At 36.9% G+C, this 24,149-nt stretch carries 21 protein-coding genes; 7 read left to right on the top strand and 14 right to left on the bottom strand.

The features are described 5' to 3' along the window. Window positions 1–181 precede the first annotated feature (181 nt). Window positions 182–2,095 carry a molecular chaperone DnaK gene (gene dnaK / locus ASF92_RS04270; protein WP_056088241.1) on the bottom strand — a complete coding sequence of 638 codons (1,914 nt, stop codon included), beginning with the start codon at window positions 2,093–2,095 and terminating at the stop codon, window positions 182–184. A 262-nt stretch (window positions 2,096–2,357) separates the two neighbouring features. On the opposite strand from dnaK, the gene ASF92_RS04265 reads away from it, so the two are divergent. Continuing rightward, window positions 2,358–3,209: a hypothetical protein gene (locus ASF92_RS04265; protein WP_056088239.1), complete on the top strand. Its 852-nt coding sequence runs from the start codon at window positions 2,358–2,360 to the stop codon at window positions 3,207–3,209. A 41-nt stretch (window positions 3,210–3,250) separates the two neighbouring features. Here the strand turns inward: ASF92_RS04265 and ASF92_RS04260 are convergent, their stop codons facing one another. The 3 genes from ASF92_RS04260 to ASF92_RS04250 all read right to left on the bottom strand — a co-directional run bounded on the left by ASF92_RS04260 (window position 3,251) and on the right by ASF92_RS04250 (window position 5,687). Further along, window positions 3,251–3,814, bottom strand: coding sequence for a hypothetical protein (locus ASF92_RS04260; RefSeq protein ID WP_056088236.1), 564 nt, complete (start codon window positions 3,812–3,814; stop codon window positions 3,251–3,253). 98 nt (window positions 3,815–3,912) lie between these two features. Next, complete coding sequence (locus tag ASF92_RS04255) at window positions 3,913–4,851, bottom strand: DMT family transporter (protein ID WP_056088233.1); 939 nt, start codon at window positions 4,849–4,851, stop codon at window positions 3,913–3,915. A 119-nt stretch (window positions 4,852–4,970) separates the two neighbouring features. Next, window positions 4,971–5,687, bottom strand: coding sequence for a pyridoxine 5'-phosphate synthase (locus tag ASF92_RS04250; protein ID WP_056088231.1), 717 nt, complete (start codon window positions 5,685–5,687; stop codon window positions 4,971–4,973). Between the two features lie 84 nt (window positions 5,688–5,771). Between ASF92_RS04250 and ASF92_RS04245 the strand changes: the two genes are divergently transcribed. The 3 genes from ASF92_RS04245 (at window position 5,772) to ASF92_RS04235 (ending at window position 8,974) form a co-directional block, all read left to right on the top strand. Next, window positions 5,772–7,412 (top strand): glycosyltransferase family 39 protein, encoded by a 1,641-nt coding sequence (locus ASF92_RS04245; RefSeq protein WP_056088227.1) that lies wholly within the window; start codon window positions 5,772–5,774, stop codon window positions 7,410–7,412. Between the two features lies 1 nt (window position 7,413). Then, complete coding sequence (locus ASF92_RS04240) at window positions 7,414–7,794, top strand: GtrA family protein (protein WP_056088225.1); 381 nt, start codon at window positions 7,414–7,416, stop codon at window positions 7,792–7,794. Between the two features lie 199 nt (window positions 7,795–7,993). Further along, window positions 7,994–8,974, top strand: coding sequence for a hypothetical protein (locus tag ASF92_RS04235; protein WP_056088222.1), 981 nt, complete (start codon window positions 7,994–7,996; stop codon window positions 8,972–8,974). 128 nt (window positions 8,975–9,102) lie between these two features. On the opposite strand, the gene ASF92_RS04230 is transcribed toward ASF92_RS04235, so the two are convergent. Continuing rightward, the gene (locus tag ASF92_RS04230) at window positions 9,103–9,468 is read right to left on the bottom strand and encodes a DUF6370 family protein (RefSeq protein ID WP_197413224.1); all 366 of its coding nucleotides are present in this window, start codon (window positions 9,466–9,468) and stop codon (window positions 9,103–9,105) included. Between the two features lie 274 nt (window positions 9,469–9,742). Next, window positions 9,743–11,059, bottom strand: coding sequence for an adenosylhomocysteinase (gene ahcY / locus ASF92_RS04225; protein ID WP_056088219.1), 1,317 nt, complete (start codon window positions 11,057–11,059; stop codon window positions 9,743–9,745). Between the two features lie 567 nt (window positions 11,060–11,626). Between ahcY and ASF92_RS04220 the strand changes: the two genes are divergently transcribed. After that, window positions 11,627–11,857, top strand: a complete 231-nt coding sequence (locus tag ASF92_RS04220) for a hypothetical protein (protein ID WP_056088217.1) — start codon at window positions 11,627–11,629, stop codon at window positions 11,855–11,857. 570 nt (window positions 11,858–12,427) lie between these two features. Here the strand turns inward: ASF92_RS04220 and ASF92_RS04215 are convergent. The 3 genes from ASF92_RS04215 to ASF92_RS04205 all read right to left on the bottom strand — a co-directional run bounded on the left by ASF92_RS04215 (window position 12,428) and on the right by ASF92_RS04205 (window position 16,084). Continuing rightward, on the bottom strand, window positions 12,428–13,876 hold the full coding sequence (locus tag ASF92_RS04215; RefSeq protein WP_056088214.1) for a M20/M25/M40 family metallo-hydrolase: 1,449 nt from the start codon (window positions 13,874–13,876) through the stop codon (window positions 12,428–12,430). A 181-nt stretch (window positions 13,877–14,057) separates the two neighbouring features. Next, a complete protein-coding gene (locus ASF92_RS04210; RefSeq protein WP_056088210.1) occupies window positions 14,058–15,113 on the bottom strand; it encodes a TerC/Alx family metal homeostasis membrane protein in 1,056 nt (351 codons plus the stop codon). Then, window positions 15,113–16,084 (bottom strand): polyprenyl synthetase family protein, encoded by a 972-nt coding sequence (locus ASF92_RS04205; RefSeq protein WP_056088208.1) that lies wholly within the window; start codon window positions 16,082–16,084, stop codon window positions 15,113–15,115. Before ASF92_RS04205 ends, ASF92_RS04210 begins: the two co-directional genes overlap by 1 nt. Window positions 16,085–16,155: 71 nt before the next feature. On the opposite strand from ASF92_RS04205, the gene ASF92_RS04200 reads away from it, so the two are divergent. Together ASF92_RS04200 and ASF92_RS04195 are read left to right on the top strand one after the other, a co-directional pair. Further along, window positions 16,156–17,151 (top strand): carboxylesterase, encoded by a 996-nt coding sequence (locus ASF92_RS04200; protein WP_056088205.1) that lies wholly within the window; start codon window positions 16,156–16,158, stop codon window positions 17,149–17,151. Between the two features lie 41 nt (window positions 17,152–17,192). Next, complete coding sequence (locus ASF92_RS04195) at window positions 17,193–18,014, top strand: alpha/beta hydrolase (RefSeq protein ID WP_056088202.1); 822 nt, start codon at window positions 17,193–17,195, stop codon at window positions 18,012–18,014. Window positions 18,015–18,058: 44 nt separating this feature from the next. On the opposite strand, the gene ASF92_RS04190 is transcribed toward ASF92_RS04195, so the two are convergent. The 5 genes from ASF92_RS04190 to ASF92_RS04170 all read right to left on the bottom strand — a co-directional run bounded on the left by ASF92_RS04190 (window position 18,059) and on the right by ASF92_RS04170 (window position 24,147). Next, the gene (locus tag ASF92_RS04190; RefSeq protein WP_056088199.1) at window positions 18,059–19,027 is read right to left on the bottom strand and encodes a YpdA family putative bacillithiol disulfide reductase; all 969 of its coding nucleotides are present in this window, start codon (window positions 19,025–19,027) and stop codon (window positions 18,059–18,061) included. A gap of 362 nt (window positions 19,028–19,389) precedes the next feature. After that, a complete protein-coding gene (locus ASF92_RS04185; RefSeq protein ID WP_056088196.1) occupies window positions 19,390–20,802 on the bottom strand; it encodes a rhodanese-like domain-containing protein in 1,413 nt (470 codons plus the stop codon). Between the two features lie 141 nt (window positions 20,803–20,943). Continuing rightward, entirely contained in the window at window positions 20,944–21,960 is a 1,017-nt protein-coding gene (locus ASF92_RS04180) for an asparaginase (protein WP_056088194.1), read from the bottom strand. A gap of 322 nt (window positions 21,961–22,282) precedes the next feature. Next, the gene (locus tag ASF92_RS04175) at window positions 22,283–23,050 is read right to left on the bottom strand and encodes a TatD family hydrolase (RefSeq protein ID WP_056088190.1); all 768 of its coding nucleotides are present in this window, start codon (window positions 23,048–23,050) and stop codon (window positions 22,283–22,285) included. A gap of 101 nt (window positions 23,051–23,151) precedes the next feature. Continuing rightward, window positions 23,152–24,147 (bottom strand): FKBP-type peptidyl-prolyl cis-trans isomerase, encoded by a 996-nt coding sequence (locus ASF92_RS04170; protein ID WP_056088187.1) that lies wholly within the window; start codon window positions 24,145–24,147, stop codon window positions 23,152–23,154. Window positions 24,148–24,149 lie beyond the last annotated feature (2 nt).

The following is a 24,149-nucleotide window of genomic DNA, read 5'->3' as shown; positions in this document are numbered from 1 at the left end:
ATCCTGGAACTATGATTTTGAAAATCAGCGCATCCAGATTGCTTCGTAGATTGAAATAGCCCCCCGCAAAGAAGGTCGATTTATATATAAATCAAAAAAGCGCTCCTGAACTTAATCAGGAACGCTTTTATCATTAAATCTTCCGGGCTTTACAGACCTTCAGACTTGTTCGACTTTAAGACTATTTCTTATCGTCTTCTTTTACTTCTTCGAAATCAACATCGGTAACATTATCGCCACCACCTTGAGGCTGACCATCAGCTTGTGGTTGTTCGCCACCACCTTGTGGCTGCTCACCTGCTTTGTACATTTCCTCGGATGCTGCATTCCAAGCATTTTGTAATTCAGCTTGTGCAGCGTCGATATCAGCAAAATTACGTGCTGCATGTGCCGCCTTTAATTTCTCCAAACCTGACTCGATTGGCGCTTTTTTATCGGCAGATAACTTTTCTCCGAATTCTTTCAATTGTTTTTCAGTTGAGAAGATTAGAGCGTCAGCTCCGTTGATTTTATCAGCTTCCTCTTTTGCTTTAGCATCATCAGCTGCATTAGCTTCTGCTTCTTCTTTCATTTTCTTAATCTCAGCATCAGTTAAACCTGAAGATGCTTCGATTCGGATTTTCTGCTCTTTTCCAGTAGCTTTATCTTTAGCACTCACGTGTAAAATACCGTTAGCATCAATATCAAAAGACACTTCTACTTGAGGCACACCACGAGGTGCTGGTGGAATACCATCTAGAATGAAACGGCCAATTGTACGGTTTTGGTTAGCCATTGGACGCTCACCTTGTAAAATATGGATTTCCACTGAAGGCTGGTTATCAGCTGCGGTTGAGAAAGTTTCTGATTTTTTAGTTGGAATAGTCGTATTAGACTCGATTAATTTAGTCATTACACCACCCATAGTTTCGATACCTAATGATAAAGGTGTAACGTCTAATAACAATACATCTTTCACATCACCAGTTAACACACCACCTTGAATAGCAGCACCGATTGCTACAACCTCATCAGGGTTAACACCTTTACTTGGTTCTTTACCGAAGAAAGCTTTAACAGCGTCCTGAATTGCAGGAATACGAGTTGAACCACCTACTAAGATAATTTCATCAATATCGCTTGTGCTTAAACCAGCATTTTTCAATGCAGATTTACAAGGCTCAATAGTACGTTTGATTAAGCTATCAGCTAATTGCTCAAATTTAGCACGAGATAATGTACGCACTAAGTGTTTAGGGCCGCTAGCATCAGCAGTAATATATGGCAAGTTAATTTCAGTAGAAGTTGTGCTTGATAACTCAATTTTAGCTTTCTCAGCAGCTTCTTTTAAACGTTGTAATGCCATTGGATCTTTTGCAAGGTCCATGCTGTTTTCAGCTTTGAATTCTGCAGTTAACCAATCAATAATGATGTGGTCAAAGTCGTCACCACCTAAGTGTGTATCACCATCAGTAGATTTTACTTCGAAAACGCCATCACCTAATTCTAAAACAGAAACGTCATGCGTACCACCACCACAGTCAAACACAACAATCTTCATATCCTTGTGTGCTTTATCTAAGCCATAAGCTAAAGCAGCAGCAGTTGGTTCGTTAATGATACGTTTTACTGTTAAACCTGCTATTTCGCCAGCTTCTTTAGTAGCCTGACGTTGCGCATCGTTGAAGTAAGCTGGTACAGTAATAACTGCTTCAGTAACTTCCTGACCCAGGAAATCCTCAGCTGTTTTTTTCATTTTTTGTAGAATCATTGCAGAAATCTCTTGTGGAGTATATTTTCTGTCATCGATTTCTACACGAGGCGTATTGTTATCACCTTTAACCACTTTATAAGGTACACGACCAGCTTCTTTCGCACTTTCGTCGTAGCTGCTACCCATAAAGCGTTTAATCGAATATATCGTTTTTGTTGGGTTGGTTATAGCCTGACGTTTAGCAGGCTCGCCAACCTTACGCTCACCGTTTTCTGCAAAAGCAACAATAGACGGTGTAGTACGTTTACCCTCACTGTTTGCGATAACTACAGGCTCGTTGCCCTCCATTACGCTTACGCAAGAGTTTGTTGTTCCTAAGTCTATTCCAATAATTTTTCCCATTGTATTTTTAATTTTTCTCTTTTAAAGTATTATAATTTCTACTGCTGTTGAACAATGCTTGTGCCAATTGCTATTTACACTGATAATATGTAAAAATCAACAGACAAGATACTGACAGCATGACAGAAAAATACTACCACTGTTGGCCTTGTATGCGAAGAACCTAATTAATTATCCTAGCCTATATAACAGAATTACAATGGTTGTATTGCAATTGTTCAAGACTTTAAAGTTTTTATATCTTTGATAAACATTTTTTTACATGTCGAAGTCTAAGTACAACGTTGCATTAATCGTTCACGCATGTGATGGTTACGAATTTCTTTACGAAGGTTTTGAACACTTTTTTTCAAAGTACTGGGATTTTAAAATTCCTTGTGATTATTACTTTGCCACGGAAGAGAAAGAGGTAAACATAAGTGGATTTGAAAACATTCGATCTGGAAAGGGTGCATGGTCTGATAGGCTTGCATACCTGCTGAAAAACAAAATTGAGGCAGACTATATATTATATTTCCAGGAAGATATGTGGCTGAGCAAACCCGTTAACCGCATTTTTTTTGAACAGCTTTTCGAGTTGGTAAGTGATAAGGGATGGAAACAAGTTAAACTTCACAGCTCAGATGTTTATAAAACTATAGCAACGGACATGTTCATAGAAGGGTTTAATGTTGCCGAAATCGACAACAGGCAATCAGATTTTCTAATGTCTCATCAGGTTACGCTCTGGCAGAAAGATTTTCTATTGGCTCAACTCCATAAGAAGGAACACCCCTGGAGAAATGAAAGGAGAGGCACAAAAAGACTTAAAAAATTGAATCCCCAAATTTTTCACATTGATTATTTCGCAGAAAATGGTTGCACAGAAATAAATATTAACCAACAACCTAAAAATCGTGGAGAATATCATGCGGTTTCATTCAATAGCACATTAAATTTTAATGTGGTTGAATATATTAAACTACTTAATAAAGGTAAAACAGAATTGAAAAAATATGCTGCCGAACTGCAACACCACTATGACAATAATTTAACTCATGGTGGTAAAGCAAAACCGAAAAAGGAAGATATTTTTAAAAAGTTCAAAAACTGGTTCTTAAAAAAGAAAGGGTAATGTTTGATTAAGCTTTTAGCTTTAGTCTTTGAGCTCTAAGCTTACTTCTGTACTTTCCAGCCCTCATCTTTACTTAGTTTAAGCTTATAAGTCTTTGTAATGAAATTGCTGTTTTCACTTGCCTCCTTATCAAAAGGCGCGAAGTCAGTATTTACTTTTTTCAGCGAAACTGTCACTTTTGCTGTACTCGAATTTACCTGAGAGAAGTCTACAGGCTTTTCGTCAGATAAGACATATTCTACAACTTTAACAGTCGCTTTATCTTCATCTTGTTTTAAAACGAGCGGACTGGCTTTTTGGGTTAACGTAATCTGATAAACAAAACTACTGTCTTTAGACAGAAATTTCTTATTTGCTTCTTTTAAGCTGAGTGAAACCATGCCCTTACTTTCCAAAGCTTTATATTTTGTTAAATCTTCTTTATCAGCTTTACTGCTGAATTTAATTTCACCAAAATTAAATCGCGTAGTTTTATATTCGGGATTCACTTTTAAGTAATCTGTTATCACAGTCCCCGCTTCATCCTGATTAATGGTGGTTTTTGTTTTACATCCGGCAAAGCCGATAACAATAACTGATAAAATATAAATGATAAGTTTTTTCATTGTAATGCGTTTATGCTTTTTAAAGGTATTTAATTTTTATTCTAACCGCAAAGAACGCTAAGTATTTCGCAAAGAAAAGAAGCATGCAATTGCAACACTTAGCTTTGCGTTTTTTGCGCATTGTCTCCGCGAGCATTGCGGTTAAATATTTTTTGATTCAGATACGTCATATTTGGTAACAACATTGCCGATAAAATTACACATACACCTATCCATCTTAATAACGAAACCTGTTCCTGTAAAACAAATCCGGCCATCATAACAGCTACCGGCAATTCCGCGGCGCTTAGTATTGAACTTAATGCTGTTCCGATTCTGGGTACACCTTCAGCGTAAAATAATGGCGGAATCACTGTTCCAAAAATAGCGATGATTAAACCCCATTTGAGCAAACTGCCATTTAAAGCTCCGTTATAGATAAATGATGGCGGAAACAAAATAAAAATAAAAATACATGCTCCGGAAATCATTAAAGCACTTTTCTTTAACGGCGGATATTCATTACCGATTTTCCCGCTTAATAACAGAAAGCATGCGTAAGAAATCGCCGCCAAAAACCCAAAACCAATTCCTATTGGATTTAGACTTGAAACACTTGTTTCAGCCATTCCACTGGCTAAAATTGTCCCACTCAACACCAATAAAACCGACGAAAGTTGCAAACCTGTTGGTTTCTTTTTATAGATGATAAACTCCAGCAAAATACTCATCCAAATAAATTGCATTAACAAAATAATTGCGAGAGAATTTGGCACGAGTTTAACACATTGATAGTAAAAAACCGATACCAAACCGGTGCAAGTGCCAGCCAAAACCATTTTCCACCAGGGTGTAATCAATTTGATTGGTTTGGCTTTATAAGTTGTTGTTCTGCTTTGTAATAAAAACAAAACCCACAAAATTACCGCCCCGAAAAATGCTTGCGCACCGGTAACATCACCCAATGTATAACCATCGTGATAAGCAAGTTTCACAAATGTAGATAGGATGCCAAAACTACATGCACCGAAGAAGACAAGGAAAATTCCTTTTAACATTAGGATAGTATCAAGTATGTAGTATCAAGTATTTAGTATAAGGTATCAAGACAAGAGTATAACTCTGCGCAACGAAGTTTGGGAAAAGCTTTAGTCTTTTAGCTTTGGTCTTTCTGCTCCTAAACGAGTTGTTGTAAATATTTCTGGATGGTGGTTTCAAGCCCCAAATAAAGCGCATCGCTAATTAAAGCATGACCAATTGAAACTTCCAATAGACCTGGGATACTTTGAGCAAAATAATGCAGGTTGTGTAAATCCAGGTCATGTCCGGCATTAATGCCTAATTTTAATTGGTTTGCATGGTGTGCCGCAGCGATATAACTTATAATCGCCTTTTCTCTATCCGCATAATAATTGTGTGCATAAGCTTCTGTATATAGCTCAATTCTGTCTGTTCCGGTTTCGGCAGCGCCTTCAATCATTTCAACCGAGGGGTCAACGAAAATCGAAACACGGATGCCTTCTTTTTGAAACACCGAGACCATTTCCGTTAAATAGTTTTTATGCTTGATGGTATCCCAACCATGATTAGAAGTGATTTGTCCTTCTGCATCGGGCACTAAGGTTACCTGGGCGGGCTTGTTTGCTAAAACTAAATCTACAAATTTATCTTCCCTGCAATTCCCTTCGATGTTAAATTCTGTAGAAATCGCTTCTTTTAAATCATAGATATCCTGGTAACGGATGTGGCGTTCATCCGGACGAGGATGCACAGTAATACCTTGTGCGCCGAAAGCTTCGCAATCCAAGGCAACTTTAACTAAATCAGGATTATTACCACCACGACTGTTACGCAATGTGGCGATTTTATTGATATTAACCGATAACTTTGTCATTGTGTAAAGATAAGGCTTTGCCTTTGTTTAATGAGAAAGCATAAAAAAATTTGACTTTTTTTTGCTCATATTTGCTTAAAGCAAATGGAGTTAAAAGAAACCACATTATATAAATTACTAATCGTTTTACTTGCCTTTGCGAGTATCCCAGCATTATTCGGCGGCATAATGGAACCCGATGGCGCACTGTATGCTTCCATGTCGAAAAATATTATCCTATTCAAAGACTGGTTTAACCTATATGGTCGTGGCGCAGACTGGCTGGATAAACCGCACCTCACTTTCTGGATAACAGCAGCGTCATTTAAACTGTTTGGAATCTCATCTTTTGCCTATAAACTTCCCTCGTTTCTATTGGGTTTGCTGGGTGCGTGGTATTTGTATAAATTGGCAAAGGATGTTTATGATGAAAGAACGGGTTTAATCAGCACTCTAATTTTTCTTAGTGCTGTACACATTATCACATCAACTTTTGATGTAAGAGCCGAGATTTACCTGACAACTTTTACGCTTGCATCAATCTATCATTTTTACAAAGCTCATAAATCTTCTTTTTGGCATGTTGTTGCAGGTGCTTTTTTTGCAGCTTGCGCCATTCTTATTAAAGGAATTTTTTTACTTATTCCTGTTTTTGCAGGCTTCGTTATTTACTGGATATTAACAAAACAATATAAGCAGCTTTTAAACCCAAGATGGTATATCGCTATTGTTTTAATTTTTATATTCATTACACCCGAATTATATGCATTATATACTCAGTTCGATATGCATCCTGAAAAAGTTGTTTTCGATAGAACTGGCGTTTCAGGCTTAAAATTTTTCTTCTGGGATAGTCAGTTTGGCCGGTTTTTCAATAATGGACCAATAAAAGGCAAGGGCGATATTTTTTTCTTTTTACACACAACACTTTGGGCATTTCTACCGTGGTCAATATTATTTTATGCAGCCGTTATAAATCTCTTTAAAAAGAAAAACAGGCAAAATTTAGCCCCTGAAAGTATTATTATTTGGGCCAGTGCAGCAGTTACTTTCCTAATTTTTTCGCTGTCTAAATTTCAGTTGCCTCATTATATACTAATTATTTTCCCGCAGTTTTCCATTATTACTGCATTGTTTCTCCAGAAACTGGAAGGAAAAACACTTAGAATTTTTCTTACCATACAGAATGTAATACTTACCATAGTTCTGATTTTGCTTCTGGTTATTTGTTTATTCTTTGGTTTTGAAAATGTATATGTCGTTTTATTTTTAATCCTGGCTGGCGGCGTAATTGCTTTTGCCGGCATCAAAGGTGAAGCGGTGAAGACTTTAATTGGCCGTAGCGCTTTGATTTCAATAACTTTGTCGTTGTTTCTGTTTGTTTTCTTCTACCCTGCTATTTTGAAATATCAATCAGGAATGCAGGCTGGTAATTGGTTGACAGAAAATTATCCAACAGCAAAACCTGCCGTACTAAATTACATTGATGCTTTCTCTTTTGATTTTTACGCTCCCGGGGAGGTTAAATACCTTCACAACTATGCGGATTTAAATAAAAATAAGGAGCTGAAAGATTTGGTTATTTATGTCTCAGATGCAGAATTGGCCAAATTAAGAAGTGAATACAATACAGAAATATTAAAAACGTTTGAATACTTTCATATAACTAAACTAACCGGTAAATTTTTAAATGCTGAAACCCGTAAGACTGTTTTAGAACGTTTTTACCTTGTAAAAGTACATTAGCATGGATTTATTCTTTCGTATTCTAAAATTTGGATTAACTGGCTTGCTGGGAATGGCTATAGATTTTAGCGCCACATGGTTATGTAAAGAGAAATTAAAAATCAACAAATACGTTTCAAATGCAATTGGTTTTACGCTCGCGGTAACTAATAATTATTTAATTAACCGCATCTGGACTTTTCAAAGTACAAATGTGCATTGGGTTACAGAGTTCACAAAGTTTCTTGTCGTAAGCCTGTTTGGTTTGGGCTTAAATACAGCCATTATCTACTTTTTCCATCAACGTAAGAATGGCGTGAATTTTTACGTTGCTAAATTCTTTGCAATTATATTGGTATTCATCTGGAATTTCCTTGCGAATATCTTATTTACCTTTAAATAGTTTTCAGCCAATAATAAATCATGTAACGTTTTTGCCGATAAAATAGAACACAATCAGCCAGATTATTCCTTTAATAAGGAAAAATAAAAAACCAACCAGCCCAACCCGCTTAAACCATAACTTTACTTTTTCTCTGTTCATTGCGTTAATGTAAAGATAAAGGATTCGAACTAAATTAGAAAGGTTTTAAATAAGAGTTATGAGTTTGTCCAAAATATCGACGCTTTCTTTTGTGTTATTATTTCTGCTAAGCTTTAGACCTTTAGCGCAAAATTTAACAGAAATAAAACGTTATAAAGTGAATTTCGAACTTGCAACAAACGCATCTGAAAAACTAATTGTCACTAGAAGTTTCACAAATAATAAACAGAAATATCTTCTGTTAACTAACCCTGAAACACTTTATACAAAGGTCGATTTGGCTAGTAATTACACCTTAACTAGCTTAGATTATTCTAATGTACTTGCAATTTTCAAAAATTCAGTTTATGTAAAAGCACTGGATGCGGCATCGGCAAGAAGTACGCAGCTGCAAAATGCAGGTATCGATCACGCTATCCCAGATGAAAAAGGAATTGTGTTAACCATCGATTTATGCCCTTCCCATAAACCTTTAGACAGGATTATTTTTCAATCTGTTTTTGATGAATTTATTAAAACAGAAAAACCTGCGCCATTGGCTGTTTCGGTTTCAGGTAAGTGGATGCTCAAACATCCGGATGATTTGAACTGGCTGAAAAGCCTGGTAGAAAAAAGAGCGCTGAACATTACTTGGATAAACCATACGTATAACCACGAAGTAAATAATCTACCCTTAGTGGAAAACTTTCTACTTGCACCAGGAACAAATCTCGACGTCGAAGTGCTGGAAAATGAAAAGCTAATGCTCAAAAACGGTTTAATACCTTCCGTATTTTTCCGTTTTCCGGGATTGGTTTCGGATAAAACCATCGTTCAAAAAATTGAAGCGTATGGTTTAATTCCAATTGATAGCGACGCCTGGTTGGCTAAAGGTCAGCAGCCAAATGCAGGAAGCATCGTTTTGATTCACGGAAACGGTAATGAAGAAATCGGTGTCAAGGATTTTATCCGGTTATTGAAAACAAAACAAGCTAATGTTAAGAATAAGCAGTGGTTACTTTTTGATTTAAGGCAAGGATTGGAAAAGGAATTTGAATAGCTATTTTCTTTTTGGCCGCAAAGGACACAAAGAAGGAAGGGCGCAAAGAACACGAAGTTAAGGCTAAAGTACTTTAAATCCAGCTTCGCGACGCTCTGCGAAAAACTTCGCGCCTTTGCTGTTGATTATTACTTAGCCGGCAATAACTTTATTTCCTTTGCCTTAAAGCGATTGTTAACAATTTCGCCGGTTACTTCCGCTTTGCGTATCGCATTACAAAAACCGTGCTCTCCATGGGCGTCGCCGAAATCGTCGATTCCTTTTCCGTCAACAAAATAAAATTTGCCATCAATTTTTACGGCAAGTTCACAATCTTTACCTTTCATTTTAAACTGGCATTCGCCACAGGCAATATCTACGCTTTGCTTGGTAATTACTTTTGTAGTTGGCGATTTTACGGTTGTTTGTGCATTTACACCTAATGTAAGAACTGATATGAATAAGGCAAATATTAACTGTTTCATGGTTTTCTTTTTCCAAATGTAAGTTTTCATTAGCAAAAGGACTAAGCACTTTGTAAAATAAACCTGATAGTAGCGAGCACGAAGTAAAACGTAATAAAGCGCCCGGCTGACAGACGGACAGGAATAGCAGGGCGGCTGGGATTTCCAAAGATAACCATACATGGTTTTCAAAAAAAATGGAGCATAGCTTTCTATAAAAAACACCCTGCCCTTGCAGGCACCCCCCCTAGAAGATGGAAATAAAAAAGGAATGTGCTATTTGCACATCCCTTATAAAAACTATAGTCCCCTTTAGGGGTTGAGGTTAGTAACGATATTCGTCAGATTTGAACGGACCTTCAACCGGAACGCCAATATAATCTGCCTGGTGTTGATCTAAAACTTCCAATTCCACACCGATTTTTTCTAAGTGCAAACGGGCAACTTTTTCATCTAAATGCTTAGGTAAAGTATAAACTTTGTTTTCGTAAGCAGCAGTGTTCGTCCAAAGCTCTAATTGCGCCAGAGTTTGGTTAGTGAATGAATTACTCATTACGAAACTTGGGTGACCGGTTGCGCAACCTAAGTTAACCAAACGACCTTCAGCAAGAACGATAACATCTTTACCGTCGATCGTATATTTATCAACCTGAGGTTTGATTTCAACTTTAGTATCGCCATAATTACCGTTTAACCAAGCCATATCGATTTCATTATCGAAGTGACCGATGTTACAAACGATGGCTTTATCTTTCAATGCGCGAAAGTGTTTTTCGCGAACGATATCACAGTTACCTGTTGTTGTTACAACAATATCAGCTTCTTTAATTGCAGTGTCTAAGCGTTTAACTTCGTAACCTTCCATCGCTGCCTGTAAAGCACAAATCGGATCAATTTCAGTAACGATTACACGTACACCTTGTGAGCTTAAAGATTCTGCTGAACCTTTACCTACATCACCATAACCACAAACAACAGCTACTTTACCAGCCATCATCACGTCAGTTGCACGACGAATTGCGTCAACCAATGATTCGCGGCAGCCGTATTTGTTATCGAATTTTGATTTAGTTACCGAATCATTAACATTGATTGCAGGTGTATGCAATGTGCCATTTTTCATTCTTTCGTACAAACGGTGAACACCGGTTGTGGTTTCTTCTGATAAACCTTTAATAGCTGCGATTAGCTCAGGGTATTTATCAAAAACCATGTTGGTTAAATCGCCACCATCATCCAGAATCATGTTTAATGGTTGTTGCTCCGGACCAAAGTGTAACGTTTGCTCGATACACCAGTCGAATTCTTCTTCGTTCAAACCTTTCCAGGCGTAAACCTGAATACCAGCAGCAGCAATTGCAGCAGCAGCATGGTCCTGAGTGGAGAAAATATTACATGATGACCAGGTCACTTCAGCACCCAGCGCTGTTAATGTTTCGATTAAAACAGCCGTTTGGATGGTCATATGCAGACAACCTGCAATACGAGCACCTTTTAACGGTTGCGTTGGACCGAATTCTTTACGTAAACTCATTAAACCTGGCATTTCTGCTTCGGCTAATTCGATTTCTTTGCGGCCCCATTCTGCCAGTGAAATGTCCTTAACTTTATAAGGAATGTAAGTTGTCTCTACTGATGACATATTATTTTTATTTAATTGTTGTAAGTCAATAATTCGAATCGTATCTAATTGTAATTAAATGCTCTTTACAATCTTACAAGATAATCGTTTCAATGATACAAAATTACGCAATAGTTTAATCAAATTCAAAGTTCTCGAACTTAATGTATTTTAGTTCTAGTAATGATTTTGTCTCTATTCTTATATTCAATTAAAATATGCTAGTAATTAATGTACCGTTCCGAATAATCAATTTTTTTTATCTGAAATTTCGTGTTTATGTACGATAATTATAAAATTTGGTTTTTATAATATTCAGTTCTAATCCTTGAAATCTTACAAAACTGGATTAAACAACAGTCTTCTGCCCTCCTAACGACTTAATTTATGTCATCACCAAAAACATTTTAACTTTTGCATATCATTTTGACTAAATTATAAAATACAAACACATAAAATTATCATTTTGTAAGCTTAAGAATACGATATTTTGATTTTATTAAAGCTTTTACGAATTAGTTTTTAACTTTATAGCAGATCATTTACCTCCATCTTCTTTTAAACCCTCTAACCAATTTTACAGCTTTAATGTTTAATAACCCGAATACAGACACAAGAATAGTTACCTTCAACAACCGTACGATAGTAGTAAATCGTATTCCAGACAACCGGAACCAATTTCGAATTTATATTGATGGATCGTATAATGGCGTTTTAGAACATAATAACGGAGAATGGTCACTTACAATCGGTTATGTTCTTCCAAAGGGCGTATTCACGCTTTTAGTAAAAAGAATGCGTATAGGCGAAGGCTTGTAGTACGTCCCATTGGCTTTTATGAAAACCCCCAAACAAATCTTTGATATGAGCTGATATTATTAAATAACTTGACCAAATATCCATCACGAAGAACGTAAAACAAATTGCTTGACACTAAACAGGGAAACATAACTTGCTTTCCCTGAAGTAGCATCTGTTTTAGATGCTTTAAAGTGATGATTGGGAGATTGTCAGCTATACCCGTGTTAAAAATGAAAAGCTTTTAGGCATTTTACTGAACGTGATTGTGCAAGAAAAATAATTCTTCAGCGTAAAATGCTTCAAAAAATACCAGGTTAAGGAGAAATGACAGCAAATCAAATTATGTTTACTTTAAGCGATTCGATTGATTATTGTATGAAAACAATGTGTACAATCACATCAGGTACCTGCCGATTTCCGTTAATTAAGACGTAAAAGGCATCGTTTCCATTAGGGATTGTGAAATTTATAATTGTAGATCAAAAACATACCAACTGGAAAGTTATATTGGCGGTTATGCTGGTTTTGTAATAAGCATCGCTCATGAGTAAATAACAGAAATTTGCCCCGTTAAATCCAACTCAACGGTTAGTTCCACCTCCACTCACCAGCAATAGTAAGCGGCTCTTTCAGGTTCTGAGATTCGAGAAATGCTTTAAGCTCCTCTTCGCTCTGTACAGCAACAGGAATTTTTGTTGTGTTAGCCAGTGCATACGTTAGCATTGCGCTGTATCGAACAGTATTTTTAAGGCCTTGTTCATCAACCAATTTAAAACTGTCTCCATCTGAATGATAGAATGGTCCTGAATTATTTGGCAACTTTCCACCTGCACCACCTCCCGTAGGAATGCCTTCCAACATAAAAGGCTGGTGGTCGCTATGCAAACCTGCACCTGCGTTAAATAAATTTTTAAATCCGGTATCAATCTTTACGATCTCTGAACCCCATGTTGTAAATAGTTCCTTCATTTCAGCCCTTGATGTTGCAAATCCTTTCGGGTCGTTGGTCATATCATAATTAAGCATAAACTTAACCTGATTGATATTTCCGGCCTTTTTTGCCTGTTCCACGTAAGCTTTTGAACCTAGCAAACCTTGTTCTTCGCCCATGAACAGAACAAATTCTATTGTGCGTTTTGTTTTTAAATCTAGCTTTTTAAAGGTTCTGGCCATATCCATAACAGCGAAAGAACCTATGCCATTATCAATTGCACCTGTTGCCAAATCCCAGCTATCTAAATGTCCGCCAACAACAATTTTCTCTTTTGGCATTTCAGTTCCTTTAAATGTTGCAACAACATTTCTAGCTTTAATTAAACCTGAAAAGTTGGTCATTTCAATATGAGCAACCTGAGTTTGGGTTTTAAGTTTTTCTTTAAGAGCCATCCCGTCTTCTAAACCAATACAAACTGCGGGAATTGGAATTAGTTTACCTGTTACAGAAGCGGTTCCTGTTAATAATACACCGCCTCTGACTGTGTTAATAATAATGACACCTTTTGCACCATACTTTGTAGCGATAGCAGTTTTCTCCGAACGGTGCAGCGATTTGGTACCAGTGGGAGATCCTGTTAGCACACCAAGATAAATCAGAGCGATTTTACCTTTAAATTTTTCGGGATTGGATTGATAATCCAGATCCAAACCATTACCTGCATCAACAACATCACCAATAATATCAGCGCTCACAGGCGAATGCGCCAAAGTAACGGCATTTACTTTTGTCAGACTGCTTTTATCTGCACCAATTTCCACGCTAATGGTTTTTCTGGCCCAACTCTCTACTTCAAATGGTTGAAATTTGACATCGCAGCCATAAGACTTTAACAAATCGTATGCGTATTGTTCAGCTTTTGCTCCATTTGCCGAGCCTGTTAAACGGTGGCCAATGGTTTCCGTTTCATATTTAAGGGTCTGATAAGCTTTAGAATTTAACTGCACATCTGTATTTATTTTTTGGAAAACAGCGCTGAAGTTATCCTGAGCTTTAACAAAAAAAGAGGTACAAAGAAGTAATGAGGCAATTAAATATTTCATGAAGGATTGGTTTGTTGATTTATGCAATGAAAGTACGAAATATTAGTTAAGAGAAGGTGCTGTAACGTATATTTTGCTTTCGAATTTCTTACCACCTTAGGCACCTAAGAAATTAAACGTTAATAAGAAAAGTCCATCGCAAAACAAATATTTTCGGATATCAGGGCTACATGAATGAACCTTATTTTGCAACCTTGACAGTCTTCTTAGGAAAAATAATCGAAGCAACGATACTGATGACAAGAATACTCAATATAATAATTAACGAGTGCTCTGTGGTGAAGCCCCATTTCTCGAGGTAAACATGTGCCAGCATTTTCACGCCTATAAAAGTTAATAAAAATGCCAGTCCGGTTTTCAAATAATGGAATTTGTGTATAATATTTACCAATAGGAAGAACATAGAACGTAATCCCATGATTGCAAAGATATTCGAGAAAAATACAATGTAAGGGTCTTTAGTCACGGCAAAAATTGCCGGGATGGAATCTACCGCAAAAAGTAAATCCGTGAACTCTACAATTAGCAACACTAAAAACAAGGGCGTTACCATCCGCTTCGCATTGATTTTAACAAAGAAATTTTTGCCTTCGTATTTAGGATGAATGGCAAATATTTTTGATGTCCACTTAACTACAGGATGATTCTCCGGATCAATTTTGTCGTCACCTTCTTTGCTAAAAAACATTTTAACACCGGTAAATACAAGGAAAGCACCGAAAACGTAAAGTATCCATCCGAATTTTGTAATTAAAGCAGCTCCAACGAAAATGAAAATAAAGCGCATCAGGATTGCACCTAAAATACCCCAGAATAAAACACGATGGTAATATTTTTCTTCAACAGAAAATGCGGAAAATATTAACACAATAACAAATATATTATCGACCGAAAGGGCGTACTCTATCACATATCCGGTTAAAAATTCTAAACCAAGGTTTTGCTGATAGAGTGCTAAACTTTGTTCAAAATTATTAGGAATTAAGGTAATGTGATGCTGATGCCTGGCGACAATCTCTTTTAAATGTGAAAAATCTTTAATGCCGTGTAATTCCCGTCCCTCGGTTATTAAAATGAAATAGAAACCAATTGCAAAGCCTACCATGATTAAACTCATAATGCCGGCTTGCTTCAGGCTGATAACATGTTCTTTTTTGCTGAAAAGACCCAAATCAAGCGCAAGAATAAGCGTAATAAATAAAAGAAAACCTATGCTGAAAAGTAACTCGTTGCTCATTATTTTTTACGTTCGGTGGTGTACAATACAAGTTGCTCTAATCCTGTTCTCGCTTCGCCTGCTTCAAATTGGTGTAAAATATTAAACGCTTCTTCCTGGTATTCCTGCATTTTTTGATTTGCATACAGAACGCCTTCTTTAGCATTTACGAAATCTATAATTTCCTGAATTTTAGCTGCATCATCCTGATGGTTTTTAACCAGGTTTATAATTCTTTTCCGTTCCTGTTTTTCCGCTTTGTTTAAGGCGTAAATTAATGGCAATGTTACTTTTTTCTCTTTTATGTCGATACCCAAAGGCTTACCAACATCATCAGTTCCAAAGTCGAAAGTATCATCTTTTATCTGAAAAGCAATACCCACTTTTTCGCCAAACAAACGCATTTTTTCAATTGTTTCATCATCTGCCCCGGCAGATGCAGCACCTGCGGCGCAACAAGATGCAATTAATGAAGCAGTTTTCTGGCGGATAACATCAAAGTATAATTCTTCAGAGATGTCCATCCTCCTCACCTTTTCGATTTGCAGCAATTCACCCTCACTCATCTGCTTCACCGCCTCTGATACAATTTGTAACAATCTATGTTCGTTATTGTTTACCGATAATAACAAACCTTTAGCCAATAAATAATCGCCGACCAGAACGGCAATTTTATTTTTCCATAAAGCATTGATGGAGAAAAAACCACGGCGTTCATAAGCATTGTCCACCACATCATCATGAACCAGTGTTGCCGTATGCAAAAGCTCCACCAAAGCCGCGCCGCGATGCGTGGATGCCGTAATTCCGCCGCATAATTGCGCAGCAAAAAAAACGAACATTGGCCGCATTTGCTTGCCTTTTTGTTTAACTATGTAATGGGTTATCCTATCGAGCAAGGGTGCATCACTGTGCATAGATTCTTTAAAGGTTTTTTCAAACGCTTTAATGTCTGCGGCTATAGGTTTTTTTATCTGTTCGATTCCCGGCATTAAGTCGAAAAATTTTGATTGCAAACTTAGGTTAAATTCCTATAAAAGTTTACATTTAATAAAATATTGCTTTGAAAAAACGCTATAAAATCCTGTTGAGCCTAACTGCTTTAATAATTGTTACTTATTTAGTCGGGCCTAAACCTAAAAAACCTGTTTATAGTAAAGGTCTTGATATGGTACCGGATATTTCGGAACTGGACGACTATGTTAAAAGCATAGAAAAAGGACATATTATCAAACCTGGAAATGAGGCCGAAATCGTTTGGGCAGACTCCACACATCGGCAGACTGAATATGCAATTGTTTATCTGCATGGTTTTTCTGCCTCAAAAATGGAAGGAAATCCAACCCACTTAAAACTGGCAAAAAAATTAAAGGCAAATTTATTTCTGCCCCGCCTTGCCGAGCACGGTATCGAATCCTTATCACCCATGAGGCATTTTACCGCCAATAAGCTTTGGGAGACCAGCAAACAGGCTTATGCCATCTGTAGAAAATTAGGTAAAAAAGTTATTATCATCGGAACTTCGACAGGCGGAACAGTGGCGCTAAAGCTTGCATCAGTTTACCCTGAAATTAACAGCCTGATTTTAATTTCGCCTAACGTGGCCATAAACGACAAAAATGCCTGGCTTTTAAACGACCCATGGGGACTACAAATCGCCCGGAGAGTTGTTGGTGGCGAAGAAAGAAGAGTTTTGGAAAAGCGGAGCGATGAATATAAAAAATACTGGTACACAAACTACAGATTAGAGGCTTTAGTAGAACTTGAAGAACTGGTAGAAAGCACCATGACCAAATCCGTATTTGAAAAGGTGAAGCAACCGGTTTTAATGTTGTATTATTATAAAAATGAGCAGGAACAAGATCCTGTTGTTCGTGTTGACGCCATGCTTAAAATGTTTGATGAACTTGGAACAGCAACAGATTTAAAAAGGAAACTTGCCATTCCAAACGGAGGAAATCACGTTTTAGGTTCATATATCACTTCTAAAGATTTATCAAGTGTGGAAACATCAATTGATAATTTTGTTGGGAATACCTTGAAGATACCAATGAAATAAATAATAATATGTAATTTTCAAATTCTGAAAAAAACACATAAATGAAATACCATTATAGCCTAATCTTTTCCTTAATTTTCTTCAATTTTCATCTATTTGCTCAAAACACGCAACAAATAAAACCCTTGGTAATCGGGGAAGTCCAAACCATAAACTCTTCAATTTTAAAAGAAAACAGAACACTTAATATTTATCTGCCGGAAGGCTATTCGCCTGATTCAACTAAAACATATCCGGTAATTTATCTTTTAGATGGATCAGCAAATGAAGATTTCTTGCATGTTGCTGGACTAGTTCAATTTTTAACAATGATTGATGCCATGCCAAAGTCTATTGTAGTGGGTATTGCAAACGTGGACAGAAGACGGGATTTTACATTTCCAACGACTGTTCCAAAGGATTTAAAGGATTTCCCGACAACTGGTAAATCAGAAAACTTTGTCTTATTTATGGAGAAGGAATTGCAGCCTTATATTTCGAAACTATATAAAACAAATGCTTCAAAAACCATCATCGGGCAATCGTTAGGCGGTTTATTAGCCACAGAAGCTCTTCTAAAAAAGCCTGCACTTTTTACGAATTATATGATAATTAGTCCGAGTTTATGGTGGAACAATGAGTCGCTTTTAAACGAAGCTCCAAAGTATTTACAAAAATCAGTGCCGAACGGAACTCAGGTTTACATTTCCGTAGGTACTGAAGGCAAACAGATGGAAAGTGACACAAAGAAGTTAGCAGCACTTTTGCAACAGCAAAAAAATATTAAAGTGAATTTTTTACCGATTCCTGAAGAAAATCACTCAACCATTCTACACAATGCCTTGTATAAGGGTTTCGGATTTTTTTATCCGAAGAAGAACTAGGTTCAAGGGAGGGAATTGTTAAAATCCAACCCCGAAGGAAAATGCTATTTTTGGATATGCTTCATGATAATCTCAGCGTGTACCCTCGAATTCTCAATAAAAAGTTTGTGTGTATCCAAACCACCACAAACTACCCCTGCCAGATATAGACCTTTAACATTCGTTTCCATGGTTTCTTCATTGTAAATCGGACAAAGACTTTCAGGTAAATCGATTCCGAACTTCCTTAGCATAGAAAAATCAGGCTGATATCCTGTCATAGCAATTACGAAATCGTTAGGAATGGTTATCAAACCTTCAGGCGTTCTAATATCAACTGATCCCTCCCTTATCTCAACTAATTCAGAATTAAAAAGTGCGCTCACTTCTCCTTCTTTAATGCGGTTTTGAATATCTGGGCGAACCCAGTATTTAACATGTGAACCAAGATCGCCACTGCGGACCACCATCGTAACATTTGCACCTTTTCTAAAAGTTTCCAAAGCGGCATCTACGCCCGAATTATTTGCACCCACAACCACAACATTCTGGAAGGCATATAAATGTGGATCTTTATAATAGTGTGTAACTTTCGGCAAATCCTCGCCGGAAATGTTCATCAATAAAGGAACATCATAAAAGCCGGTTGCTACAATTACGTTTCCTGCGGTATAGCTGGTTTTTGAGGTTGTAATTTCAAAAATGTCCTGCTCGTTTTTTAAAACTTTTTCAACGCACTCAAAAAGATGAATATTTAGGTTGAATTTTTCAGCAACACGTCGATAATATTCCACGGCTTCATTTCGATTAGGCTTCGGACTAATCGTTACAAACGGAACACCACCAATTTCCAGTTTTTGAGAAGTGGAAAAAAACGTCATGAAAACCGGGTAATTGAAAAGGCTGTTCACTAAAGCGCCTTTTTCTATAATTACATAGCTTAAATTCGCTTTTTGTGCTTCGATGGCACATGCCATACCAATGGGTCCGGCACCGATAATTAATACATCGTAGTGATTTTGATTTTCAGACATTATAAAAAGTTTACCACCTTAGACATCTAAGATCGCCTAAGGCTTGCCACGTAAATGAGGCATTTAACCTTGGATATTCTAAGGTTTCTTAGGTGGTTAAATAGCAAAATTAAATTAAATGAGATAATTAACCTTGGATACTCTAAGGTTTCTAAGGTGGTTAATAGCAAAATTAAACTAAATGAGGCATTTAACCTCGCATACGCTAGGGTTTCTTAGGTGGTTAAATAGCAAAATTAAACTAAATGAGATAATTAACCTTGGATACTCTAAGGTTTCTAAGGTGGTTAATAGCAAAATTAAACTAAATGAGGCATTTAACCTCCCATACGCTAGGGTTTCTTAGTGGTTAAATAACAAAATTAAACTTTCATCACCTTACTTGGACAAGCAAAATCGGTTCTTTTTAAACCAGTATTTTTAATTGCGCCATAACCGCCGGCAACGTCGATAACATTTTCGACCCCCCGTGATTTTAAAATCGAAGCCGCTACCATTGAGCGATAACCGCCGGCACAATGAATATAATAAGTCGCTTTAGGATCAATCTCACCAGTCCAGTCATTAATAAAATCTAATGGACGACTTAACGTAAATTCCAAATGCTCCGATTCATATTCCCCGGGTTTCCGAACATCCAAAGCCATAATATCTCCTGCACCTACTGCCTGCTCAAAATCTTCGGCAGAAACGGATTCTATGGTATCGATTTCTTTTCGGGCATCCGTCCATCTTTCGAAACCACCATCCAGGTAACCTATTGTGTTATCGTAACCAACGCGTGTTAAGCGGGTAATGGTTTCCTGTTCCTTTCCTTCATCGCATATCAACAAAATTGGCTGTTCCAAATCAGTAATTAGCGCACCTACCCAGGGCGCAAACTGTCCGTTTAATCCGATATTAATTGAATTTGGGATAAAGCCCTTTGCAAAAAGTTGTGGATCCCTGGTATCAAGCATAATTGCACTGGTTTGATTGGCCATATTCTCAAATTCCTGAGGGGTAAAGCCAATTAAACCTTTCTCATAAATGTCATCAATACTGTCGACACCGCCTTTATTCATTGCCGCATTTTTCGCAAAATATTGTGGCGGAGGCATGATGCCATCGGTAACTTCGGCAATAAATTGTTCTTTGGTTTGTGCTTTTAAAGCATAATTAACTTCTTTTTGGTGTCCCAGCGTATCAAAAGTTTCTTTGCTCATGCTTTTTCCACAAGCTGAACCCGCACCATGAGCGGGATAAACGATGATATCATCAGCAAGTGGTTTAATTTTATCATTTAATGAATCATAAAGCATTCCTGCTAAATCCTCCATTGTTAAATGTCCTTTTTGGGCCAGGTCAGGACGGCCAACATCTCCGATAAAAAGCGTATCACCACTAAAAATACAGTGGTCTTTGCCGTTTTCATCCGTTAATAGATAAGTTGTGGATTCTAAAGTATGCCCGGGAGTATGTAATGCCGTGATGGTTAAATTACCTATTTTGAATTGCTCCCCATCTTTAGCGATATGTGATTTAAATTCTGTCTTTGCAGTGGGACCATAAATGATTTCAGCACCTGATTTTTCTGCTAAATCAACGTGCCCGGAGACAAAATCGGCATGAAAATGCGTTTCAAAAATATACTTGATAGTTGCACACGCCTTTTCAGCTTTCTTTAAATAAGTCGAGACTTCTCTAAGCGGATCGATGATTGCAGCCTCGCCGTTACTCTCAATGTAATATGCAGCTTCGGCTAAACAACCCGTATAAATTTGTTCTATTTTCATGTTTATTAAGTATCAAAAATTGAGTATCTAGTATCGAGACAGATTCGTTGCCTGCAAACTAACACTATAACTTTATACAGCAAAAATAAGGCTAATTAAGTACAAGCGGAATGACTTGCGTCATAATTGCATAAGTTTTACTTAATTGGTTAACTCGCCGCGTAATGATTGTTCCATCAGCTTTTTGCTTTCTTCAACTGGTAAGTCCAAGCCCATAACGAACATTAATTTGGTTACCGTTGCTTCAAAAGTTAAGTCAAAGCCGCTTAAAATACCCATTTTCTGCAACTCTCTACTGGTTTCATACAGTCCCAGTTGTACGGAACCTTTTTTGCACTGCGAAATATCAATAATAATTTTACCCTTATCCAAAGCATTTTGTAAAGCATCTAAAAACCATTGGGCCGTTGTGGTATTTCCTGAGCCAAATGTTTCCAGTATAATTGCATCCACTTTCGAATCGGTAATGGCCTGAACTGCCTGAGGTGTAATACCAGGATATAATTTTAAAACGCCGATATTTGAATTAAAATCTGTACGCAGAATAAGTTTCTTTTCCGGCACTTTCAAAATGTAATTTCTATGAAATTGTAAATGCACACCAGCCTCTGCTAAGATTGAATAATTCGGCGATCGGAAAGCTTCAAACTTTTCAATGTTATATTTTATCGAGCGATTACCCCTAAATAACTGTGCATCAAAATAGATACAAACCTCAGGCACCAATGCTTTATCATTTTCTTTGGTCGCTGCGATTTCTAAAGCCGTAATCAGGTTTTCTTTGGCGTCTGTTCTGATTTCTCCGATGGGTAACTGAGAGCCTGTTAATACAACAGGTTTACCTAAATTTTCCAGCATAAAACTTAAGGCTGACGCGGTAAAAGCCATTGTATCCGAACCATGAAGAATAACAAAGCCATCGTACAATTCATAATTTTTGTAGATAAGTTTGGCTAGCGTTTTCCAGATCTCAGGATCCATATTAGATGAATCTAAAACCGGATTGAATGAATGAACCTCTAAATCATAATTTAAGCGGTTTAGTTCCGGTACATTTTCTTTTATCTGTTCAAAATTAAAAGGAACCAACATCCCATTATCCGGGTCGTTGATCATACCGATGGTGCCGCCGGTATAAATTATCAGGATTTTATTCATCTGGTTTGGTAAGGTTGCTCAGCGCAAAGAAAAGAAAAAAATGCACATGATTAGACATAATTTTCATATTCATAATTATGGAACGAAATAAAGAGTTATATTTATCATTACATCAATAAAACATAAAAATAAATTTAAAATTGACAATATACGTTAATAATACGTTTATTAATTATAATGGTTATGGAACTATTGGGCTGGCAGAGGGCTGCATTTAGAGCAAACAAGGAGCGTTTACTACAATAAAATATCAGATTATTGGAGAATTCTGCAGAATTAATATCTAATAGTGTGGAATGAGCAGCATGACTTGCTGATTAAATTAAATATCAAAGATTTTTTTAGAATTTTCTGTCGTAATGGCTGCTATTTCTTCAACAGAAACCTGATAAATATCAGCCAGTTTTTGAGCAACATAAATAAGATAACTGCTTTCATTAGGTTTCCCTCTGAAAGGAACGGGCGCAAGGTAGGGAGAATCGGTTTCCAGCACTAAATTAGCTAAGGGGATGTCTGCCAAAACAGCATCAAGTCCCGCTTTTTTGTACGTAACCACACCGCCAATTCCAAGATAAAAATTCAAATTTATAGCCTGTTCTGCCTGTTCAACATTTCCTGTAAAGCAATGAAAAATCCCGCGTAATTTCTCATCCCGCTCACTTTCCAGTACATCAAAAACCTCATCAAATGCTTCACGACAATGAATTACGATTGGTAAACCTAGCTCTTTTGCCCAGCTGATTTGCTTATGAAAGGCATCTTTTTGGATATCTAAAGTCGCTTTATCCCAATACAAATCAATGCCGATTTCACCTATCGCATATATCTTTCTTCCGCTGATGCTTTTATGTATGATATTGAGTTGTTCTTCGTAGCCATCTTTCACATCACAAGGATGCAAACCGGCCATCGCGAAACAATTTTGCGGATACTTACTTACCAAATCATCAATCATTGCAATTGAGGCCACATCCACATTTGGCAGGAACAAACGACTAACATTATTTTCGAATGAACGTTCAATCAATTGTGCCTGTTTTTCAGCATCCTGTTCATAGTATAAATGCGTATGTGTATCGGTAAAAATCATATGGTAAAGATAAATATTATCGCCGGAAGATTAATCGAATAGGTTTAAAACGACAAAGCCCCCGAATGACATCCAGGGGCTTTGAAAATATTTAATTTCATTTATTGAGCCGGAGCTACAGGCGCAGGCGGCGCAGCAGCTGTTGCCGGATTTCCTTTCTTAATTGATTTGATTTCGATATCAAAAACCAATGGCGTAAATGGGTTGATTGGACCACCACCATTTTCACCATAACCTAATTTAGATGGAATGATGATTTTGATTTTGCCACCGACACCAATTAATTGAACACCTTCGATAAAACCTGGAGCCAACTGGTTTAAAACTAGTGGACGAGCAGTATATTGAGCCATTGGTGAGTGAATACCAGCTTCTTTCGCAATCTTTTCGTTTGATGTATCGAAAACATTGATTGTACCGTTGCCTTTTTTATTTGTGAACTGACCGGTATAATCAACCATTACCGTATCGGTTAATGCTGCTCTTTCTGTATTACCTGGTTTTTCGATAACATATTGTAAACCTGAAGCCGTAGATTTAACTTCTAATTTATTGTCATCAATATACTTCTTGATTTTACCAGCTTCATTTGCCTTATTTTTTGCAATTAATGCTTTGTATTCGCTTTCAAAAAATGTTCTTTTCTTTTTTTCGAAAGTAGAATCAGCTTCATTAGCTGCTTTGTGCAAAACTTTTTCAATTTTAACCGTAAAAGTAGCATAGTTACTTTTTAAGCCCGCAGGTTTTGGTTGTCCTGAATATTTAGCCATTGAATCTAAATTCAATTTAAAAGAAGCACTATCTCCTTCGCCTAACATTTTTAAAGCAGCAACTAAATCGCCTTTGAACATCGATTTGCTGATTGGGAAAAACGCAGGACGTTCATTGTCATAAGTATTTACTAAAGTTGAATCGGCATTAGTTGAACCTTCAACAGTTTGAATACCGTTTAATTTAACAAAATCACCTTCCTTAATTTTTTCTTTGCCTTCATCTTTTAAGATTTTGTATTGCAAATCTCCTTCACCTTTTTTGTAATTGTTACAAGCAGCCAAACCTAATGTTGCTGCAAACAGAATAATTATTCCTTTTTTCATTA

The sequence above is a fragment of the Pedobacter sp. Leaf176 genome (assembly GCF_001424305.1).
Lineage (GTDB): Bacteria > Bacteroidota > Bacteroidia > Sphingobacteriales > Sphingobacteriaceae > Pedobacter.
Note: the sequence above shows the minus strand (reverse complement) of the source record. Positions and strands in the feature narration are given on the sequence as shown.

Coding starts and splice junctions, on each gene's coding strand:
- ASF92_RS04180 (WP_056088194.1), bottom strand. CDS start 21,960: ATGAATAAAATCCTGATAATTTATACCGGCGGCACCATCGGTATGATC.
- ASF92_RS04265 (WP_056088239.1), top strand. CDS start 2,358: ATGTCGAAGTCTAAGTACAACGTTGCATTAATCGTTCACGCATGTGAT.
- ASF92_RS04195 (WP_056088202.1), top strand. CDS start 17,193: ATGAAATACCATTATAGCCTAATCTTTTCCTTAATTTTCTTCAATTTT.
- ASF92_RS04215 (WP_056088214.1), bottom strand. CDS start 13,876: ATGAAATATTTAATTGCCTCATTACTTCTTTGTACCTCTTTTTTTGTT.
- ahcY (WP_056088219.1), bottom strand. CDS start 11,059: ATGTCATCAGTAGAGACAACTTACATTCCTTATAAAGTTAAGGACATT.
- ASF92_RS04175 (WP_056088190.1), bottom strand. CDS start 23,050: ATGATTTTTACCGATACACATACGCATTTATACTATGAACAGGATGCT.
- ASF92_RS04245 (WP_056088227.1), top strand. CDS start 5,772: ATGGAGTTAAAAGAAACCACATTATATAAATTACTAATCGTTTTACTT.
- ASF92_RS04205 (WP_056088208.1), bottom strand. CDS start 16,084: ATGCCGGGAATCGAACAGATAAAAAAACCTATAGCCGCAGACATTAAA.
- ASF92_RS04235 (WP_056088222.1), top strand. CDS start 7,994: ATGAGTTTGTCCAAAATATCGACGCTTTCTTTTGTGTTATTATTTCTG.
- ASF92_RS04185 (WP_056088196.1), bottom strand. CDS start 20,802: ATGAAAATAGAACAAATTTATACGGGTTGTTTAGCCGAAGCTGCATAT.
- dnaK (WP_056088241.1), bottom strand. CDS start 2,095: ATGGGAAAAATTATTGGAATAGACTTAGGAACAACAAACTCTTGCGTA.
- ASF92_RS04260 (WP_056088236.1), bottom strand. CDS start 3,814: ATGAAAAAACTTATCATTTATATTTTATCAGTTATTGTTATCGGCTTT.
- ASF92_RS04255 (WP_056088233.1), bottom strand. CDS start 4,851: ATGTTAAAAGGAATTTTCCTTGTCTTCTTCGGTGCATGTAGTTTTGGC.
- ASF92_RS04250 (WP_056088231.1), bottom strand. CDS start 5,687: ATGACAAAGTTATCGGTTAATATCAATAAAATCGCCACATTGCGTAAC.
- ASF92_RS04210 (WP_056088210.1), bottom strand. CDS start 15,113: ATGAGCAACGAGTTACTTTTCAGCATAGGTTTTCTTTTATTTATTACG.
- ASF92_RS04190 (WP_056088199.1), bottom strand. CDS start 19,027: ATGTCTGAAAATCAAAATCACTACGATGTATTAATTATCGGTGCCGGA.
- ASF92_RS04230 (WP_197413224.1), bottom strand. CDS start 9,468: ATGAAAACTTACATTTGGAAAAAGAAAACCATGAAACAGTTAATATTT.
- ASF92_RS04240 (WP_056088225.1), top strand. CDS start 7,414: ATGGATTTATTCTTTCGTATTCTAAAATTTGGATTAACTGGCTTGCTG.
- ASF92_RS04220 (WP_056088217.1), top strand. CDS start 11,627: ATGTTTAATAACCCGAATACAGACACAAGAATAGTTACCTTCAACAAC.
- ASF92_RS04170 (WP_056088187.1), bottom strand. CDS start 24,147: ATGAAAAAAGGAATAATTATTCTGTTTGCAGCAACATTAGGTTTGGCT.